Annotated in this window: 17 protein-coding genes and 1 tRNA gene; 10 read left to right on the top strand and 8 right to left on the bottom strand. The window is 67.7% G+C overall.

From position 1 onward, the window contains the following. Window positions 1-458 precede the first annotated feature (458 nt). Together DBR36_RS10065 and DBR36_RS17335 are read left to right on the top strand one after the other, a co-directional pair. Complete coding sequence (locus DBR36_RS10065) at window positions 459-1,919, top strand: family 16 glycosylhydrolase (protein ID WP_108319033.1); 1,461 nt, start codon at window positions 459-461, stop codon at window positions 1,917-1,919. 396 nt (window positions 1,920-2,315) lie between these two features. After that, window positions 2,316-2,759 carry a helix-turn-helix domain-containing protein gene (locus DBR36_RS17335; protein WP_146185314.1) on the top strand — a complete coding sequence of 148 codons (444 nt, stop codon included), beginning with the start codon at window positions 2,316-2,318 and terminating at the stop codon, window positions 2,757-2,759. A gap of 1 nt (window position 2,760) precedes the next feature. Here the strand turns inward: DBR36_RS17335 and DBR36_RS17340 are convergent, their stop codons facing one another. Continuing rightward, the gene (locus tag DBR36_RS17340) at window positions 2,761-3,048 is read right to left on the bottom strand and encodes a hypothetical protein (protein ID WP_146185315.1); all 288 of its coding nucleotides are present in this window, start codon (window positions 3,046-3,048) and stop codon (window positions 2,761-2,763) included. A gap of 23 nt (window positions 3,049-3,071) precedes the next feature. Between DBR36_RS17340 and DBR36_RS18840 the strand changes: the two genes are divergently transcribed. The 3 genes from DBR36_RS18840 to DBR36_RS10085 are packed head-to-tail and all read left to right on the top strand — an operon-like array spanning window position 3,072 to window position 4,062. Further along, window positions 3,072-3,455, top strand: coding sequence for an HNH endonuclease (locus DBR36_RS18840; RefSeq protein ID WP_108319037.1), 384 nt, complete (start codon window positions 3,072-3,074; stop codon window positions 3,453-3,455). Further along, window positions 3,416-3,745, top strand: a complete 330-nt coding sequence (locus DBR36_RS10080) for a hypothetical protein (protein ID WP_146185316.1) — start codon at window positions 3,416-3,418, stop codon at window positions 3,743-3,745. The genes DBR36_RS18840 and DBR36_RS10080 overlap by 40 nt, the downstream gene beginning before the upstream one ends. A 29-nt stretch (window positions 3,746-3,774) precedes the next feature. Further along, complete coding sequence (locus DBR36_RS10085; protein WP_108319041.1) at window positions 3,775-4,062, top strand: hypothetical protein; 288 nt, start codon at window positions 3,775-3,777, stop codon at window positions 4,060-4,062. 66 nt (window positions 4,063-4,128) lie between these two features. Here the strand turns inward: DBR36_RS10085 and DBR36_RS10090 are convergent, their stop codons facing one another. The 3 genes from DBR36_RS10090 to DBR36_RS10100 form a co-directional block, all read right to left on the bottom strand. Further along, window positions 4,129-4,473: an Lsr2 family protein gene (locus DBR36_RS10090; RefSeq protein WP_108319043.1), complete on the bottom strand. Its 345-nt coding sequence runs from the start codon at window positions 4,471-4,473 to the stop codon at window positions 4,129-4,131. Window positions 4,474-5,194: 721 nt separating this feature from the next. Then, window positions 5,195-5,270: transfer RNA gene (locus DBR36_RS10095), tRNA-Lys, on the bottom strand. A gap of 267 nt (window positions 5,271-5,537) precedes the next feature. Continuing rightward, complete coding sequence (locus DBR36_RS10100; RefSeq protein ID WP_108319045.1) at window positions 5,538-6,209, bottom strand: fasciclin domain-containing protein; 672 nt, start codon at window positions 6,207-6,209, stop codon at window positions 5,538-5,540. A 336-nt stretch (window positions 6,210-6,545) separates the two neighbouring features. Between DBR36_RS10100 and sigK the strand changes: the two genes are divergently transcribed. The 4 genes from sigK to DBR36_RS10120 all read left to right on the top strand — a co-directional run bounded on the left by sigK (window position 6,546) and on the right by DBR36_RS10120 (window position 9,736). Beyond that, on the top strand, window positions 6,546-7,136 hold the full coding sequence (gene sigK, locus DBR36_RS10105) for an ECF RNA polymerase sigma factor SigK (RefSeq protein ID WP_108319047.1): 591 nt from the start codon (window positions 6,546-6,548) through the stop codon (window positions 7,134-7,136). Further along, window positions 7,133-7,936: an anti-sigma factor domain-containing protein gene (locus tag DBR36_RS10110; protein ID WP_108319049.1), complete on the top strand. Its 804-nt coding sequence runs from the start codon at window positions 7,133-7,135 to the stop codon at window positions 7,934-7,936. The genes sigK and DBR36_RS10110 overlap by 4 nt, the downstream gene beginning before the upstream one ends. An 81-nt stretch (window positions 7,937-8,017) precedes the next feature. Beyond that, the gene (locus DBR36_RS10115) at window positions 8,018-8,656 is read left to right on the top strand and encodes a DNA-directed RNA polymerase subunit beta (RefSeq protein WP_108319051.1); all 639 of its coding nucleotides are present in this window, start codon (window positions 8,018-8,020) and stop codon (window positions 8,654-8,656) included. A 195-nt stretch (window positions 8,657-8,851) separates the two neighbouring features. Next, on the top strand, window positions 8,852-9,736 hold the full coding sequence (locus DBR36_RS10120) for an aminotransferase class IV (RefSeq protein WP_108319053.1): 885 nt from the start codon (window positions 8,852-8,854) through the stop codon (window positions 9,734-9,736). Between the two features lie 61 nt (window positions 9,737-9,797). Here the strand turns inward: DBR36_RS10120 and pstB are convergent, their stop codons facing one another. The 4 genes from pstB to DBR36_RS10140 form a co-directional block, all read right to left on the bottom strand. After that, window positions 9,798-10,577 carry a phosphate ABC transporter ATP-binding protein PstB gene (gene pstB, locus DBR36_RS10125; RefSeq protein WP_108319055.1) on the bottom strand — a complete coding sequence of 260 codons (780 nt, stop codon included), beginning with the start codon at window positions 10,575-10,577 and terminating at the stop codon, window positions 9,798-9,800. Window positions 10,578-10,597: 20 nt separating this feature from the next. Further along, window positions 10,598-11,680, bottom strand: a complete 1,083-nt coding sequence (pstA, locus tag DBR36_RS10130) for a phosphate ABC transporter permease PstA (RefSeq protein ID WP_108319057.1) — start codon at window positions 11,678-11,680, stop codon at window positions 10,598-10,600. Continuing rightward, a complete protein-coding gene (pstC, locus tag DBR36_RS10135; protein WP_108319059.1) occupies window positions 11,677-12,696 on the bottom strand; it encodes a phosphate ABC transporter permease subunit PstC in 1,020 nt (339 codons plus the stop codon). The genes pstA and pstC overlap by 4 nt, the downstream gene beginning before the upstream one ends. 157 nt (window positions 12,697-12,853) lie before the next feature. Beyond that, entirely contained in the window at window positions 12,854-13,981 is a 1,128-nt protein-coding gene (locus DBR36_RS10140) for a PstS family phosphate ABC transporter substrate-binding protein (protein ID WP_108319061.1), read from the bottom strand. A gap of 158 nt (window positions 13,982-14,139) precedes the next feature. Here DBR36_RS10140 and DBR36_RS10145 point away from each other — a divergent pair. Further along, a partial coding sequence (locus DBR36_RS10145; protein ID WP_146185317.1) for a non-ribosomal peptide synthetase occupies window positions 14,140-16,183 on the top strand: 2,044 nt, incomplete at its 3' end.

Here is a 16,183-nt window from a genome sequence, read left to right on the forward strand (position 1 = left end):
GCGACGGCCGGCGCGGGCGCTGCGCGCCGACCGACCGGCGGGAAGAGCCTCCCAAGAAGAACGTCGTGCGGGTGCGGTGGCACTGTCACGACGATGCGTGGTGGCGGCCATGTCCGCCTCCTCTCCCCGTGGCGCCCGGGCGGGTACGCCGATCGACGGGCTTCCGACCGTGTCGGTAGCGGCCCCCGCCGCAGCCCCGGATGAATGCTCGGACCGCCTCCCGGTCCTGCTGGGAAAAAAATGTAAGTAGCCCGCCGCCGGTAAATACCGAAGTCGGCGCGAAGAACCACTCAGAAAAACCTCAAGCGCTCAACCCCCTCATTCTTGAGGCGCCCTTGCGCATTCCTTTGGGCTTTTACCAGTTCATCTTCACGACACATTGAGGCTGATGTGGCAGTGCTTTTGAGCTATAGCGTGTCTCCACCAGACGGCACTCAGCCCGAGAGACAGGACTCGCTATGCCCCTCCCGTTCTCCCGCACGCTGCGATCTTTCGCGGCTGCACTTTCCCTCGTCCTTGTCGGGGGCGTCATCTCTCTCCCCCAGGTGGCGACCGCCGCCGAGGGGACGGGGGATGCCACCCCGGCGGCCGCCGTCGCGGCCGCCCCGGCGGATGCCGCCGGCTGGACGACTCTGTTCCGCGACGACTTCGACGGCCCCGCCGGAGCGCCGATCGGTGCGCAGTGGGAGCACGAAGTGGGAACGTGGGGCACGGGTGCGGTGGACCGCACCACCGACTCCACGGCGAACGTCTTCCTCGACGGTTCCGGGGCTCTGAACATCCGCGCCCTCCGCGATGCGTCCGGCGCGTGGACCTCCGGTCGGGTTATCACGGCAGACAAGTCGTTCTCCGCGCCCGCGGGGGGACGACTGCTCATGACGGCCTCGGTCCGCCTGCCCGCCATCGCCGACCCGACCGGGTACTGGGGGGCTTTCTGGGCGCTCGGCCGGGATGCCAACGGCATGATCGATTGGCCCCGGACCGGCGAGGTGGACATGCTCGAGGCGGTCAACGGCACCCCCCAGGTCATTCAGACGCTGCACTGCGATCTCGCTGACGGGGGTGCGTGCAACGAGCCGTACGGGATCACGAGCGGTCTGCAGGAGTGCGCGGCGTGCCTGAACGACTTTCACACCTACTCCGCGCTGATCGACCGCACCACCCCGGGAGCGGAGCGGATGGAGTTCTTCGTCGACGGCGTGACGACCCATGTCGTCGAAGAGGCGCAGATCGGTGAGGACGCGTGGAACGCCGCCATGCCGAACGACTTCTTCCTCATCCTCAACCTCGCGATCGGCGGTGGCTTGCCCAACGGTGTCTGCGGGTGCGACAGCGCCGCCGCCCCCAAGACATCGGGTGGGACGATGTCCATCGCGAACGTCGCGGTCTATCAGTCCGGCGCTCCCGTCGTTCCGGTCCCCACGATCACGGGTACGGCCGCGGTCGGGACGACCCTGGTGGCGGACTCCGGGCGGACCGAACAGGTCACCTATCAATGGCGCGCCGACGGCACCGCCGTCTCGGGAGCGACCGGCGCTTCCCTCATCGTTCCGAGCGGCCTCGTGGGCAGGCGCATCACCGTGACCACCGCGTCGCTGAGCGGCAAGAACGTCACGACGTCCCTGCCCACCGACCCCGTCGTCGCGGGCACTCTGGGCGCGGTCAGCCCGACCGTCAGCGGCACCGCGAAGCTGGGTTCGACTCTGACCGCGACCCCGGGATCGTGGACGCCGAGCCCGGTGAATCTGACGTACCGGTGGAAAGCCGACGGGGTCGACATCGCCGGCGCCACGTCGAAGACGCTGAAGGTCTCGACGACGCAGGTCGGAAAGCGCATCACGGTAACGGTCACCGGTACCAAGACCGGTTACGCGACCGCGCAGCGGACATCGGCGCCGACCGCGACCGTCGTGCGCTGATCGAACAGACGACGGCCGCGCCGTGCGGGGCTTTCTGCCCGCCGCACGGCGCGGCGCGTTCGCGCGTCCGCAGGGCTGTCGCGCGGTCCATCCGAGGGCGTGGGGGTGTCACCCCACCGTCGCACGGGTCCGAGATCCGACCTGCGGTGAAGAGCTGGTCCTCGTCGTGCTCGCTCTTAACGGGGCGACGATGACGGGGTGGCGGCGCGTGAACGTTCATCGCGTCCTGCGCGGCAGCGACGCAGCGAACATGTGGTGGGGCTCGTTCAGAGGTACTCGAATAATTCGACAGGGGTGGCGAGGCTACGCCAGCTGGTGAATCTGAAGCCAAGCCGGGTCGCGGTAGCCGACCGCCCTGTACCCCGCAGAGCTCGACGACTGACCGACGCGGAGAAGATGGCGTTCGTAGAGGGCTACAAGCGAGGGGAGCTGGTCGCAGATCTGGCGCGTCAGCTTGGGGTGCATCGCACGACGCTCGACATGCTGGTTGCTCGTTTGAAGCTGAGTCGCGCAGATCCGAACGAAGTGCCAGCAAAGGTACGTGACTCCCTGGTCAAGAAGCACCGAGCAGGTGAACCCTTGGCTGCGATCGGGGAGGAGTACGAGTTCAGCGCCAACAAGGTGCAGCGGCTGCTCGTATCGATGGGTGAACCGATTCGGCCGCGTGGCCCAAAGAAGCCGGCGATCACTCGTGAGCAGGTCCAGCGGATGGTCTTACAGTACGAGCAGGGCGAGGCGATTGCAGCTATCGCGACATTGGTCGGCATTAGCTATGCACAGACCAGATCGTGCTTGATAGAGGCAGGCGTTCAGATGCGGCTGCGCGGGGGAGCGCGGTGAGCTAGGCGGCCTTCTTCTTTTCCGCCTTGTCGCGAGCGATGACGAGCAGGACACGGGCTAGCTTGTCGAAGTCGACGTCCGGTCTAACGACTCCTTCGGTGCGAACGACGTACGACTTTTTCTTGCGCCTCCTGACAGGAGTCCTTTTTGGTGGCGGTGGTGTTGCTTCAAGCCGCGTGATGACCTTGGTGAACTTGGCATACGCCTTGCCAGCACGGCGGGGGAGGCTCGGCCACTTCGCCGTGACCGCCTGGCGATACGTAATGGCCTGATCGTCGGTGAGGTCCATGCTGGGCTCGTAGTACTCATGCAGTGTGCACTGCTCTTGAAAGGTCAGCTTGGACTAGCCACAAATTCTGGGCCGAATCTGGGAGTGTGCATTTCAACCGCGCTAATGAGGCACTCGATGAAGCGATGCGATCGGACCCTCGCTTTGCCGAGTGGCTAGAAGAGCAGTCGAAAGGTATTGGAGAGCTTGTGGCAAAGAAGGGTGGGCGCGATAATCCCAACCCGGAGGACTTTATTTGGCACCATGCGCACCCGGATACCGTCGCAGGCAGGCACGGTGTAATGCAACTCGTTCCTACGTATCAACACTCGCCGGGGTCTGATTTTTGGCGTACACTACATCCTGGCAATATGGGAGGATTTGCAATATGGGGCAAGAAGAAGTCGACGACCGTGTTGTTAGAATAGTTGACCGCTACGCACGCTCCATAAAAGGGGCGGAGGTCACGGTCGAGACGGTAATGAGCTTATTCGATGAGCTTGGCGACATGGACGAAGAACACTCTTCCATTTCGGTTATCGACTCCGACGAGTGGAATCTTGAGATCTATGCCGACTTCGTGACGTTTGAAAATGTCGAGGAGTTGGGAAGTTCTCGTCAAATCAATGATCCGACTCGCGACGAACTTGCCGAAATCGTCCGTGAATTCATCGCAGGCGACTTTGAGTCAGTTCGCTCACATGGACGGCAGCAATGACATTGTCGACCAGATATCAGGGCAAGCCCATGCTCGTCTACCTCGATGCGTATGTGCTCGACGCGCTCGGTGCCCTTGAACCGGAGAAGTCGGCGGGCTTCCAGGACATGCTGCCGAAGCTGCGCGCGGCGCTCAACACCGAAGCTGATACGTGGCAACAGGTCGTCGAGCGCACCATGGAGATGCCGCCCGACTCCGTCGACGCGCTACGGGCGATGTGGGAACGTCACGTTTACGAGACCATCAACGCAGGCGGAACTCCCGACGTACTGGAGTGGACGCACGCGCTGGTCGACGCAAGATTCGGCAACGAGTAAGCACCCGTCGACCAATACAGAACACCCCCGACCTCGAGGCCGGGGGTGTTCTCTATTCAATGTTCGTTAGGCGACTGCGGCCTTGTAGGCCTCGACAATGGTTGCCGGAACACGGCCTCGGTCACTGACCGTGTGTCCGTTCGCGCGCGCCCACTCGCGGACGGCGGCGAGATCGACGTCGCTCTTGGCGCGAGGAGCCTGGCGACCGCCTCGCGACCCAGAGGTGCTGGTGGGACGAGCGGCGTCCACGTACGGCGAGAGCGCCTTGTAGAAGGACTCTGCGTTCGCGGCGGAAAGATCGATCTCGTAGGCGCGACCATCGACGGAGAAAGTGATCTGCTTTCCTTCGCCGTCTTCGAGAACGGTGCCGTCGAGGTCGTCGGTGAGCTGAGCAATGTGTCGGGTAGCCATGGCAGAAACGATATTTCGATCACTTCAGTGAAGCTGGCACCACGCGCGCTTCATTAACCGGCTCCGTCGGTCTTTACCCAACGGCGAGGGTTATCGCTGGCAAGTGAATGTCGCGCGCGAGTCCGTTGGCATGGTGGGGTACCAGAACTGGAACGACGCAGTGGATGCCGTCGCGTTCAGTGTCGCATCAACTGACCAGTCCGTACCGGGCTGAGAAAGGTTTACGGTACGTGCCTCGTCGTATCGAATCGCGCTCGAGAGGTCGATGACCCATCCCGCGCCTCCGTTATCCGAACGCATCGTAAGAATCGTGGCGCTTGCGTCCTACGGGAAGATGAGCGTCTGCTCCTGCTCATCGTGGATCGTGGCCTGCGTGTCCGCCACTGTTATGCGGGTGCGGTGCGGTCGGATCGATCCGTCGCCAAGTGGGATACTCGCGTCGTGCGTCCAGGTGCCCTGAATGGATGCAAGGGCAGCTGTCTCGGGAACCGGAGCACAACTCGTCATGGGGTCAGGGCGATGACGGTGGCAAGGGCCGTCGTTGCGCGGATTCCGGCTGTCGGAGGTGGAGTTCAACGAGCCGTTCGACATGCTGATGGCGGCAGGGGAGTTGTACGAGGACCCAACGAAAACCGCCCCTGAGGACAGGGGCGGGGAAGTAGCTGCGCATCCGGCAAGTCTCGTAGACATGCTCGTGGCGATGTTTCGAGTAACGATGACGTGGTGGGCCCCGTGGGGCTCGAACCCACGACCCGCGGATTAAAAGTCCGATGCTCTACCGACTGAGCTAGAGGCCCTCGGCATCCACCTTACCGGCCCCGGCGGGGCGGTCGTGCTCATCCGGCGCGGATGCCGCGAAGGCGGAATGCTCGACGAGCGCACGCAGGCCGGTGGCATCGGATCTGTCGAAGACCGCGCCGTCCGGGGACGCGCATCGGGCGCAGCGCACCCCGGGCGCACGAAGAAGCGAGCGCCGGACCCCCTCGCCTGGGGTCCGACGCTCGCCGTCAGGGTCGGTCGATCATCGACCGATCGAGGACGCGATCACTCGCGCCATCGAGGAATTACATCGGGGGCATCAGCACCGAGTCGATGAGGTACACGGTCGCGTTGGCGGTCTGAACGCCACCGCAGATGACGTTGCTGGAGTCGTTGACGGTGATCGAGTCACCCGAGCCGGCGACGGTGACGTCCTGGCCCTCGACGGTGGTGTGCGTGCCGTCGATCTCGTCGGGCGCGATCTGGCCGGGGACCACGTGGTACGTGAGGATCTTGGTGAGCAGGTCGCTGTCGGTCTTCAGCGTCTCGATGGTGGCCGAGTCGATCTTGGCGAAGGCCTCATCGACCGGCGCGAAGACGGTGAACTCGCTGCCGTTGAGCGTGTCGACCAGGTTCACGTTGGGGTTCAGCTGGCCGCTGACGGCCGCGGTGAGCGTGGTGAGCAGCGGGTTGTTCGACGCGGCGACGGCGACCGGGTCAGCGGCCATACCGGCGACCGAGCCAGCACCCGAGGGAACCTGCTCCGCGTAACCGGCGCAGCCGGGGCCGACGAGGTTGGCGGCGGGGTCCATCGACGCCGAAGCGGACATCGAGGGCGAGGCGGCCATCGAGGGGGCCGTCGAGGCCTCTTCAGCGGTGCCGCCCGAGGTGGTGCCACCCGAACATGCGGTGAGAGCGAAGGCCGAGCCCAGAACGAGGGCGAGACCGGCGACGACAGGCTTCTTGTTGATGAGCATGACATTCCTCCGAAATCGTTCGGATCGCGTCTGCGACCCGTCAGGGACACCCCGGTGCGAGGGGCGGTTCGCCGTGGAGCGGCTTACACAGGGTCTTCGGGACCCCCCGGGGATCGGATTGCGAAATGTTGCGGCAGGGGCCCCGATGGCGACCTCGGCGCGGCGAAAATACCTGATCAGGCGGGTGTAAATATTCTTTAGAATATTTTCTACGAGCCGTCGTACACGCCGTAGGACCGTGCGCGGGGGCCTGTCTGTAACGGTTTCGCCTAGCTCGCGCGCGACGCGCGCGCACGCACACGGGGACCGCAGACGGCGTAGGGAATGATGGATGCCATGGTGATCGACGGATTCGACCTCCCCGAGGACGGGGCAGAGAACATCGATCACGTCGGTGCGCTCCTGCAGCGCGTCGCCACGGGGGACCGTTCCGCATTCGCCGAGTTGTACGACACCCTGTCGGCCCGCGCCTTCGGCCTCATCCTCCGCGTGCTCGTCGACCGCTCGCAGAGCGAAGAAGTGCTGCAAGAGGTGTTCCTCGAGATCTGGCAATCCGCCGCGCGATTCACTCCGAATAGAGGGCAAGGAAGATCGTGGGTCCTCACGATCGCGCACCGACGAGCGGTGGACCGCGTGCGGTCATCGCAGTCGAGCGTGGATCGGGATGTGCGTGCGGGCTTCCGGGATATGGACGTCGCTTACGACGACGTATCCGAAAAAGTCGAACTGAAGATGGAAGGGCGGCGCGTCGTCGATGCACTCGCGACGCTTCCCGACGCTCAGAAAGAAGCGCTCACGCTGGCCTACTTCGGTGGGTACAGCCAAAGCGAGATCGCTTCCCTCGTCGGGGCGCCGCTCGGTACGGTCAAAACCAGGATGCGCGACGGTCTGTCGCGTCTGAGAGTGGAAATGGGGGTGGACAAGTGAACGAGAGGGATTTCGCCGACCTCGCCGTTGGACACGCATTGCATGCGTTATCCGAGGCAGATGAACGCGCGTACCAGGAGGCTCTGGCGGGGAATCCCCACTGGGACTCCCACGTCCGCGACGCCGCGGACGCGGTCGCCGCGATCAGCGCCGCCGTCGAGCCCGTCGAGCCGCCCCCGTCCGTGCGCGCGTCGTTGTTCGCCCGCATCTCCGACCTTCCCCAGGAGCCCGCGGCATCCGCCCCCGCAGCAGCCGAGGGAGAGGACTTCGCCGCCGCCGGCCCCGCGCCCGTCGTCGCGAAGAGCGACGCCGTGCCCGCCGGCACGTCACGCGCCCGCAGTTGGGGAGCGCGTCGCTGGTTCGCCCTGGCTGCCTCCTTCGCCGCCGTGCTCGTGCTCGGCTTCGGTGCCGTCACGGTCGGCCAGCTCTTCTCGCCGCCCGCCGCCGTCGTCGCCCTGCAAGAGATCGAGAAGGCCCCCGACGCGCAGTCCGCGTCGACGACCCTGCCCGACGGCACGGTCGCGACCGCGCATTGGTCGCCGTCGACCGGTCGCAGCGTGCTCGTCACCGACGGCATGCCCGCGCTCGAATCCGACAAGACCTACGAGCTCTGGTTCGTCCGCGATCAGACCCCCATCGCCGCCGGAACCTTCACTCCGGATGCCGACGGCAACGCGACCGCGGTGCTCGACGGCGAGATGCACGCGGGCGACGTCATCGCCGTGACCATCGAGCCGGCGGGCGGATCGCCCGATGGGACCCCGAGCACCGCTCCGGTGCTCGCCGTCGCCACCGCCTGACGCCACCGTCCGAGCCCGTCCCCCTCGTGGGGGCGGGTTCGCTGCGGCCCGGCCGCCGGGGGCGACGTCTAGCCTGGAACGATGAGCGATTCGTCCCGTGAGTTCCACAAGCCGGTCCGGCGTCCGGCCGAGCTCTTCGACCGACTCTTCTCGGCCGAGGATCCGGCGGAGGTCTCGCGCGTGGCTCACAGCACGGCCCAGGCCCTGCTGTCGCGCGTGCGGGCAGATCCGAGCGTCGACGTCGTCGAGCGACTGGTCGCGTTCACCGACGACCACGGCATCGATGACATCGCCGAACTCTGGTCGCGGTCGCCCGCTCGCTCCCTGCCCGGCGCGCTCTGGCGGCTCTACCTGCTGCAGCTGATGATCCACGACGACGCCGCGACGGCCGCTCTGCTGTACGAGCGCGGGCGCGTGGAGATGGCGACGGTCGACGCCGTCGTGGCGGGTGCTCCGGCACCCGCGGGCCCCGAAGAACTCGTGCAGCTCATCGACACGATCCTCCGCGGCCTCTTCGAGGGCGACTTCGCCGTCGCGCTGGATCGTGCGGCCGCGTTCTGCCGAGTCCAGGCGGCGGGGTCGACCCATCTCGCGGACGACTACGAGAACACCGAGTCCGAACGCGCCAGCGCGCTGACCACGCGGGCGCTGCGACTGGCCACCTACGCAGAAGACCTGGCGGCATCCGCGGCCCTCTGGCGGCGCGACGCGCTGACGTGAGAAGAGCCCGGAAAAGATAAGTGCCGGACCGCAGAACGCCTCTCGGCGCAAGGCCGCTCATAGCGGCAGAAGATGGAGCCCGGGGTTACTGCGGCCCGGCTGTAGAAGTGTAACAAGGCCCCCGCGCGAACATTCCCTCGGACGGCCCCGTTGACAAGACCCGGGCGTGTCGGGTCGACGACATAGGCTCGCAGCATGGCTTGGCGCAGTGCTCTTCTGATCGACCCCGTGGCATCCGATGATCCTCGAGAGGACTTCGCCGAGACGTTCCGCTTCTTCGATCCGGACGAGCCCGCGCTGCGGGTCGGTGACCTCAGCGCGCAGCGCGGTGACGGGATCTTCGAGTCGCTCGGTGTGATCGACGGTCACCCGCAAGACGTCGGTCCCCATCTCGAGCGGCTCGCGCACTCCGCCGGGTTGTGCGATCTGCCGGCTCCGCATCTCGGACAGTGGCGGTCCGCGATCGCCCGGGTCGCCGCGCACGCGGGAGCGGGCGAGAACGTCATGAAACTGCTGCTCAGCAGGGGAGTGGAGGGTCAGCCGATCCCCACGGCGTGGATCACGCTGGCATCCGCCCCCGACAACACCCGCTCGCGGCGGGACGGGGTCGACGTCGTCACCCTCGACCGCGGGCACGCGCTCGACGTCCCGGCGCGCGCTCCCTGGCTGCAGCTCGGGGCCAAGACGCTGTCGTACGCCGTCAACATGGCGGCGATCCGCGAAGCCCACCGGCGCGGCGCCGACGACGCGGTGTTCGTCTCCAGCGACGGGTTCGTGCTCGAGGCGCCCACCGCGACGGTGCTGCTGCGCCTGGGCGACCGGTTCGTCACGCCCGAGCCGAGCGCGGGCATCCTGCACGGCACGACGCAGATCAGCGTGTTCTCGTACCTCGGGCGGCGCGGTGTCGAGACCGCATACGAGACCGTTCCGACGGCGACCCTCGTCGACGCGGATGCCGCGTGGTTGCTGTCGAGCGTGCGCCTGGCCGCGCCGATCGCCGCGGTCGACGGCGTCGCGAAAGCCGTCGACCGGGCGCTGACCGACGAGCTCAACGCCTATCTGCTCTCGCCGCGCGACTGAGCGGGGCCCACGCGGAAACGACGAAGGCCCCGCCGGAGCGGGGCCTTCGCGGGGTGTGTGCTTATCCGAAGCGGCCCGAGACGTAGTCCTCGGTGGCCTGCACGGCGGGCGCCGTGAAGATGGCCGAGGTGTCGTTGTACTCGATGAGCTTGCCGGGCTTGCCGGTGCCGGCGATGTTGAAGAACGCCGTCTTGTCGCTGACGCGCGAGGCCTGCTGCATGTTGTGCGTCACGATGACGATCGTGTACTCGTTCTTCAGTTCCGAGATGAGCTCCTCGATCGCGAAGGTCGAGATCGGGTCGAGCGCCGAGCAGGGCTCGTCCATGAGTAGGACGTCGGGTGAGACGGCGATCGCGCGGGCGATGCACAGACGCTGCTGCTGACCACCCGAGAGGCCTCCGCCCGGCTTGTCGAGGCGGTCCTTGACCTCGTTCCACAGGTTGGCGCCCCGCAGGGACTTCTCGACGAGCGCGTCGCCGTCGCTCTTGGACATGCGCTTGTCGTTGAGCTTCGCGCCGGCCAGCACGTTCTCGCGGATCGACATCGTGGGGAACGGGTTGGGGCGCTGGAAGACCATGCCGACGTGACGACGCACGAGCACCGGGTCGACCCCGGGTCCGTACAGGTCGTCGCCGTCGATGAGCACGCGGCCCTTGACGTGACCGCCGGGGATGACCTCGTGCATGCGGTTCAGGGTGCGCAGGAAAGTGGACTTGCCGCAGCCCGAGGGGCCGATGAACGCGGTGACCGACCGGGGCTCGATGTCGATCGAGACGCCCTCGACCGCGAGGAAATCGCTGTAGTAGACGTTGAGGTCCTGGACCTCGATGCTCTTGGACACGAAGAGGTGCCTTTCTGGGGTCAGCGCGCCTTGGGCGCGAACACCGCCGCCACGATCCGGGCGATCAGGTTGAAGATGACGACGAGGACGACGAGCAGGAACGCCGCGCCCCAGGCCTGGGCCTGAGAGGCGTCGATGTCCTGGCCGGGGAAGCTGTACGCGGTGTAGGCCATGACGGGGAGGGTCTGCATCGGACCCTCGAACGGGTTGGCGTTGAAGTTGTCGGTGAAGCTCGCCGCGATGAAGATCGGGGCGGTCTCGCCGACGACGCGCGCCACGGCGAGCACCACACCGGTGATGATGCCGCTGGCCGCCGTGCGCAGCACGACCTTGATGATCGTCGCCGAGCGGGGCACGCCCAGGGCGAGCGAGGCCTCGCGCAGGTCGGCCGGGACCAGGCGCAGCATCTCTTCGGTGGAGCGGATCACGATCGGGATCATCAGCACGCACAGGGCGATGGATGCCGAGAACCCGCTGAACGCCTTCGGTCCGACGACCAGGCTGAACAGCGAGAACGCGAACAGACCGGCGACGATCGAGGGGATGCCCGTCATGACGTCGACGAGGAACGTGATCGCGCGGCGCAGCGGGTTGTTGGGCTGGGCGTATTCGACCAGGTAGACGGCGGCCAGGATGCCGATCGGCACCGAGATGAGCGCCGCGATACCCGTGATGATGAGCGTGCCCGCGACGGCTTGCCAGGCGCCGGGGGTCGCGACGACCTCGAGGGTGTTCGGGTCGAACTGCGTGCCGCCGACCTGCGTGATGAACTGCAGGTTCACCACCGCGAGGCCCTTGGACACCACGGTGTACAGCGTCGAGATGAGCGGGGCCACCGCGAGCAGGAACGCCGCGGTGACGAGCCCGCGCACGACGCGGTCGACGGCCTTACGGCGGTTCTCGACGATCGACGAGCCGACCCCGATCGCGATCAGGTAGACGATCGCCGTGAGGATGAGCCAGGTGGCGAGGTTGAAGCCGCCCATGAGCAGCTGGACGCCGGCGATGACGACCGCGACGCCCGCGAGCAGCATCGGCTCGATGAAGCGGGGCAGCTGCCCGCTGGTGAGGGCGAGGGGGGCGGAGGGAGCGGTGACGGTCATGAGCGCTTGCCCTTCTTGCGGCCCTTCGCACCGGGGCCGGTGGCGCCGATGATGTAGCGGGCGAACATGTTGACCGCCAGCGAGATGACGAACAGCATCAGACCGGTGCCGATGAGCGCCGAGCGCTGCAGGTCGGTCGCGATGGGGAAGTTCAGCGCGATGTTCGCCGCGATCGTCTGCGAGTTGTAGCCGTCGGTGAGCAGCAGCACCGAGTAGATGAGGCTGGGCGAGATGATGAGCGCGATCGCCATGGTCTCGCCGAGGGCGCGGCCGAGGCCCAGCAGGGTGGCCGAGACCATGCCGCTGCGGGCGTACGGGAAGACCGACAGGCGGATCATCTCCCAGCGCGTGGCGCCGAGGGCCAGGGCGGCTTCTTCGTGCAGGCGCGGGGTCTGCAGGAAGATCTCGCGGGTGATCGAGGTGACGATCGGGAGGATCATGACGGCGAGCACCACGCCACCGGTGAGCATGGTGGACCCCGTGCTCGACACCGGGCCCTGGAAGAGCGGGATCCAGCCGAGGTACTGGTTGAGGAACTCTCCGACGGGCAGCAGCAGCGGGCGCATGACGATGATGCCCCACAGGCCGAAGACGATCGACGGCACCGCGGCGAGCAGGTCGACGATGTAGCCCAGCGCGCCGGCGATGCGGCGGGGGGCGTAGTGCGAGATGAACAGCGCGATGCCGATGGCGACCGGCGTTCCGATGATCATCGCGATGAGGGCCGCCCAGACGCTGCCGAAGAGCAGGGGTCCGACGTACTCCCAGAAGTTGGACCACGAGCCGTTCTGGTAGCCGGCGAGGTCGCCCTCGGTCCAGTTGCCCGTGATGGCGGGCAGACCGCGGATGATCAGGAAGATCGCCACACCGGCGAGGATGATCATGATCGACACGGCGGCCGTGGTCGACAGTCCGAGGAAGACGGTGTCGCCGACGCGTCGCTTGCCGACGATCGTCGTGCGGGGCGGGGTCGGTGAGGACGGGGCGGTCTCTGTGTCAGCGACGGTGTCAGTCACGGGGGACCTCACGCTCGGCACGGGTCATGGGTTCTCCTCGGTCGGGTGTTCTGTGAGGATGTCGGCTCAGCGGAGCGTTCGACGCGGGTCGACCGTTCCGATCAGCCCGGCCCGACCCGCACGAGAAGCGCGAGTCGGGCCGAGTCCGAAGAGATGTTTACTTGATGGCCGAGAGGGTCTCGGCGGCGGCCTCGAGGACCGAGTCGGGCAGCGGGGCCGAGCCGGCGTTCTTGGCCGCGACCTGCTGGCCGAGGGTGCTGGTGACGAAGCCGAGGTACGACTTGGTCAGCTCGGCCTGCGCGGAGTCCTTGAACGTGGTGCAGGTGATCGCGTACGACACGAGCGGGATCGGGTAGGTCTCGGCGGTCAGCTTCGAGTAGTCGAACTTCTTCGACAGGTCGCCCGCGACACCGTTGCTGGCGTCGACGGCCGCGGCCTCGAAGGTCGCCGTGACGGCCTCGGGGCTGTACGCGACGGCGGTGCCGTCCTGGATGACCGCGGCGGCGTTCAGGTCGCCGATGGCCGAGTGGTCGGCGTAGCCGATGGTGCCGGTGCCGGCCTTGACGGCCTCGACGACACCGGAGCCGCCCTTCTGCTTCGAGACGTTGCCCTCGATGGGCCAGTCCTTGCCCGCGGGGGCGGTCCACACCGACGACTGCGTCGCGGCGAGGTAGTTGGTGAGGTTCTGCGTGGTGCCCGAGCCGTCCGAGCGCGCGACGGTCGTGATGGGACCGGCGGTCAGGGCGGTGCCGTTGTCGGCGGTGATGGCCGGGTCGGACCAGTCGGTGATCTGGAGCGCGAAGATCTTGGCGATCGTCTCGCCCGAGAGCTTCAGCTCGGTGACGCCGGGGATGTTGAAGATGATCGCGACGCCGTCGAGGTAGACGGGGATGTTGACGCCGCCCTCGGTGCACAGCGCAGCCGACTGCGTGGTCTGGTCGGCGTTCAGGGGGGCGTCCGAGCCGGCGAAGTCGTACGCGCCGCTGAGGAAGTTGGTGACGCCGCCGCCGGAGCCCTGCGACTTGTCGTAGTTGATCGTGACGCCCTTGGCCTGAGCGTTGAAGGCGCTGGTCCACGCGGCCTGCGCGTTGGACTGGGCGCTCGAGCCGCCCGCGGTGATCGTGCCCGAGAGGTTGGGGTCGATCGTGAACGCCACGTCGGAGGACGAGGGCGACGAGGACGAACCCGCGGCGTCGCCGGAGCCCGAGGGGCCGGCGCAGCCGGCGAGGGTCAGGGAGGCCACGGCGGCCACGGTGCCCAGCTGGGCGAGTCGGGAGAGCTTCACGATGTGAATCCTTCGCATGTTTGGGGACGGAACCCGGTGCAGGGTTCGACGGGAACGCTAAACAGCGACTCTTAAGAGTCTGCGTTGCACGGGTGAACGGAAGGTGAACCGGGGCGGCCCGTCCGGGGTGTTTCCCTGGGAGTTGTACCCTTCGTGCCGTGACGACCTCCGCTTCCGCCGCCCAGGCCCCGCTCGACCGGTTGGCCGCCGCGGCGCCCGCGCGCACGCTGATCGACATCCTCACCGACGTCGCCGCACGGCATCCCGAGGCATCCGCCATCGACGACGGCTCGGGGGCGTTGAGCTACCGCGAGCTGCTCGCGCGGGTGTGGCGCACCGCGGCGGCTCTCCACGAGGCGGGCGTGCGACGCGGAGACCGCGTCGGGGTGCGCATGCCCTCGGGCTCGAAGGAGCTGTACGTGTCGATCCTCGCCGTGATGGCCGCGGGTGCGGCCTACGTGCCGGTCGACGCCGACGACCCCGACGAACGCGCCCGCCTGGTCTTCGGCGAAGCGGGAGTGCGGGGCATCGTCGCCGGGGACGGCGAGTTCGTCGCGGCGGATCCGGATGCCGGACTCGTGCGCCTCTACGACGGCGACGCGCCGCACCCCGGGACGAACGCGCTGCCCGTGGTGGCCCCGCCGACCGTCGACGACGACGCGTGGATCATCTTCACCTCGGGGTCGACGGGCGTGCCCAAGGGCGTCGCCGTGTCGCACCGCTCGGCGGCGGCCTTCGTCGAGGCCGAGGGACGCCTCTTCGTGCAGCGCGAGCCGCTCGGTCCGGGCGACCGCGTGCTCGCGGGGCTGTCCGTGGCCTTCGACGCCTCGTGCGAAGAGATGTGGCTGGCGTGGGGACACGGCGCGTGCCTCGTCCCCGCCCCCCGCTCTTTGGTGCGCTCGGGCGAGGATCTGGCGCCGTGGCTGCTGCGCCAGGGCATCACCGTCGTCTCGACGGTGCCGACGCTGGCGGCGATGTGGCCCGCGGACTCGATCGAGAACGTGCGCCTGCTGATCTTCGGCGGAGAGGCCTGTCCGCCCGAACTCGCCGCGCGTCTGGTGGCCGAGGGGCGCGAGGTGTGGAACACCTACGGTCCGACCGAGGCCACCGTGGTCGCCTGCGCCGCCCCCCTCGACGGCTCGCTGCCCGTGCGCATCGGCCTTCCCCTCGACGGGTGGGCGCTGGCGGTGGTGGATGCCGAGGGCCGGCCGGTCGCCGAGGGCGAGGTCGGCGAGCTCATCATCGGCGGCGTCGGTCTGGCGCGCTACCTCGACCCCGCGAAGGACGCGGAGAAGTACGCGCCGATGCCGACGCTCGGCTGGGAACGCGCCTACCGCTCGGGCGATCTCGTGCGCTTCGAGTCGGCGGGACTGATCTTCCAGGGGCGCGCCGACGACCAGGTCAAGGTCGGCGGCCGTCGCATCGAGCTCGGCGAGGTCGAGTCGGCCCTTCAGGACCTCGACCACGTGAGCGCCGCGACCGTCGCGGTGCGCACGACCGAGGCGGGCGTGCCCGTGCTGGTCGGCTACCTCGTCATGGACGACGGCGTCGAGCTCGACCGCGCGGCCGCGCGCGCGGCGCTGGCCGAGCGGTTGCCCGCCGCGACCATCCCGCTGCTCGGCGTCGTCGACGCCCTGCCGGTGCGCACCTCGGGCAAGGTCGACCGCGCGGCGCTGCCCTGGCCCCTGCCCGGGGTGGACGCCCCCGTCGCGACCGACTTCTCGGCGGACGAGGCGTGGCTCGCCGAGCAGTGGCAGGCCGTGCTGGGACTCGCCGTCACCGATCGCAAGGCGGACTTCTTCGACCTCGGAGGCGGCTCCCTGGCGGCGGCGCAGCTGGTCTCGCGCATCCGCGCGCGCGTGCCGGAATTCTCGGTCGCAGACATCTACGACGTCCCTCGGCTGGGCGCGATGGCCAAGGCCCTCGGTCCGCTGCTGCACGACGAGACCCCGTCGACGTTCCACCGGCCCGCTCCCACGCCGCGGTCGACGCAGTGGGTGCAGACGCTGGTGGGGGCGCCGCTGTTCATCCTCTCGGGCATCCGGTGGCTGCTGTACCTGCTGACCGCGTCGGCGATCCTGCAGCTCGCGCCGGGGTTCGACGTGCTGCCGGACGTCCCGTGGCCCGTGCTCGTCGTGGGGCTGCTGATCTTCGCGACGCCGTTCGGCCGCATGGCGATCGCCGTGGCATCCGCCCGCCTTC

The organism is Microbacterium sp. HMWF026 (genome assembly GCF_003061325.1).
GTDB classification, from domain to species: Bacteria; Actinomycetota; Actinomycetes; order Actinomycetales; family Microbacteriaceae; genus Microbacterium; species Microbacterium testaceum_E.